This is a genomic window from Streptomyces sp. NPDC051364 (genome assembly GCF_040682115.1).
GTDB lineage: Bacteria > Actinomycetota > Actinomycetes > Streptomycetales > Streptomycetaceae > Streptomyces.
The window spans coordinates 1-1,899 of the sequence record NZ_JBFBAH010000084.1; the positions used below are offsets into that span (position 1 = coordinate 1).

Genomic DNA, 1,899 nt, shown 5'->3' on the forward strand with positions numbered 1-1,899 from the left:
AAGATCAGACGGCGGGACACCACCGAAGCGATCATCGGCGCCATCACGGGCACCCTCGCCCGCCCGCAGCTCCTCGTCCTTGGCCGCCACGACCACGAGGGCCGGCTGCGCGCGGTCGGCCGCACGGTGCCCCTGCGCCCGGACCTCTCCGGGCAGGTCGCCGAGCACCTGGCCGCGGCCGGCCCTGGTCACCCCTGGACGGGTGTGAGGTTCGCCTCGGCGTGGGGGAGCCGTGACGTACTGGACGTGGTGCTGGTCCGCCCGGACCTGGTGGCAGAGTTCAGCGCCGATCGCGCCGTTGACCGGGGCGTATTCCGGCACCCGCTCAGATTTCAGCGGCTGCGCCTGGACGTGAGCGTGGACGACGTCCCGCGGTTCGGGAAGGGGTCGGCCGCGGCGGCTGGCTGAGTGCCGACAGGGCTGCCCGCCTGCGGGGCGCTGCCGGGGAACGGGCGGCGGGCGGGGTGGTCCGGCACGGGGTGCCGTACGCCGCCTCGGGGGAGTCGTGCCCGTGCGATCGGCACGACTGTGGCGGCCTGGTCCCGGTCGACTGGTGCACCGAGCACGGACGGGCTGCCGGGCCGGTGATGGAGTGGCACCCCGGCGGCGGCATCCGTTGCACAGCGCTGGTTGTGGGGCGAGCCGAAGCCTCCGTTCCTTCGGCGCATCCGTGAGTGCAGTGGCGTTTCGGCGGTGAATCGGACGGCCCGGGGAGTGAACTGCTACTCCGGGCCCTGTCGCCGGTGTGGGGACGGCCGGTAGAACCGCCGCGTGATGATCACGATCGTGCGGGCCGCCACCGCGGCCGCCGCTGCCCTCGCCCTGTCCCTGCCCGCCACGACCGCGCACGCCGCCCAGGAGCGCACCGCAGTACCGCAGGTCCTCCCGATCGGCGTCGCGGTGTCCGCGCTGCCGATGGCGGTAGAGGACCGTACCGGCTACAAGCGCACCGCCTTCAAGCACTGGAACGCCGGAGACCTCCCCGCCGATGGCTGCAACACCCGCCAGGAGGTGTTGCTGGCCGAGGCGATCGTGTATCCGGAGATTGGGCCGGGCTGCACCCTGACCGGCGGGACCTGGTGGTCGTACTACGACGACCGGGAGGTGACGCCGGCCGGTGCGCTGGACATCGACCACATGGTCCCGCTCGCGGAGGCGTGGGACGGCAAGTAGGCGGAATTGCCTTCCCCGCATCAACATCGCGGTGTGTAGGGACGGCGATGACCTGGTGGGAGGCTGTGGGTGGGGCGCTCGTTTCAGTTGAAGCGGTCGGCCTGGCCTCGGCAGCTGATGATCAACGCCGCAATGTTGCATCGTGTGCAACGGCGGGAAGGCCGTGCAGTTCGGGCGGTACGCGCTGTCGGGTCGAGGGCCAGACGGGGTGTTCGCATCCTGGATGAGCCGGGTGCTCCTCTCATTGGTAGACCTGATATGGGTGGACACGGCCGGTAAGAGGGGGCATCGGCCGCGGCGATCACGATCGTGGTTCTACGGTGTTTGCATCAGCGTGATCATGTGTCAGATACCGGGCAGGTGTGGTGGACATTCCTCTGGCGGATGCGGTGGCGGCGGTACGCGACGAACTCCTCGAGGCGGCGGCGCGAGTCGGCGAGGATCCCGGGGTGGTGTTCGCGGTGGGGCCGGTGGAGATGGATTTCGAGGTCGAGCTGCGGGCGGATGCGAAGGCGACGGCCAAGTTCAAGCTGTGGGTGGTCAGCGCGGAGGCCGAGGCTGGGGTGTCGCGCGGCCGCACGCACCGGGTGTCGTTCACCCTTACCCCGAAGAGCGCGAGCGGCGGAGATCTACTAGGGTCTGTTGCGAAAGTGCTGATCACAGCCACTCGTTGATGGCTGCGACCAGCACGGTTGCCTCGTAGCGGACGGCGAGTTTGTCGTATCT

The 1,899-nt window shown here is 70.0% G+C and carries 2 protein-coding genes and 1 pseudogene; all 3 read left to right on the forward strand.

Features of this window, described 5'->3' with window-relative positions:
* Window positions 1-408, forward strand: a pseudogene (locus AB0M76_RS43405) (ATP-dependent DNA ligase); the annotation flags it as partial.
* Between the two features lie 363 nt (window positions 409-771).
* The gene (locus tag AB0M76_RS43410) at window positions 772-1,173 is read left to right on the forward strand and encodes a hypothetical protein (RefSeq protein ID WP_365958285.1); all 402 of its coding nucleotides are present in this window, start codon (window positions 772-774) and stop codon (window positions 1,171-1,173) included.
* Window positions 1,174-1,535: 362 nt separating this feature from the next.
* Window positions 1,536-1,847, forward strand: coding sequence for a trypco2 family protein (locus AB0M76_RS43415; protein WP_365958286.1), 312 nt, complete (start codon window positions 1,536-1,538; stop codon window positions 1,845-1,847).
* Window positions 1,848-1,899 lie beyond the last annotated feature (52 nt).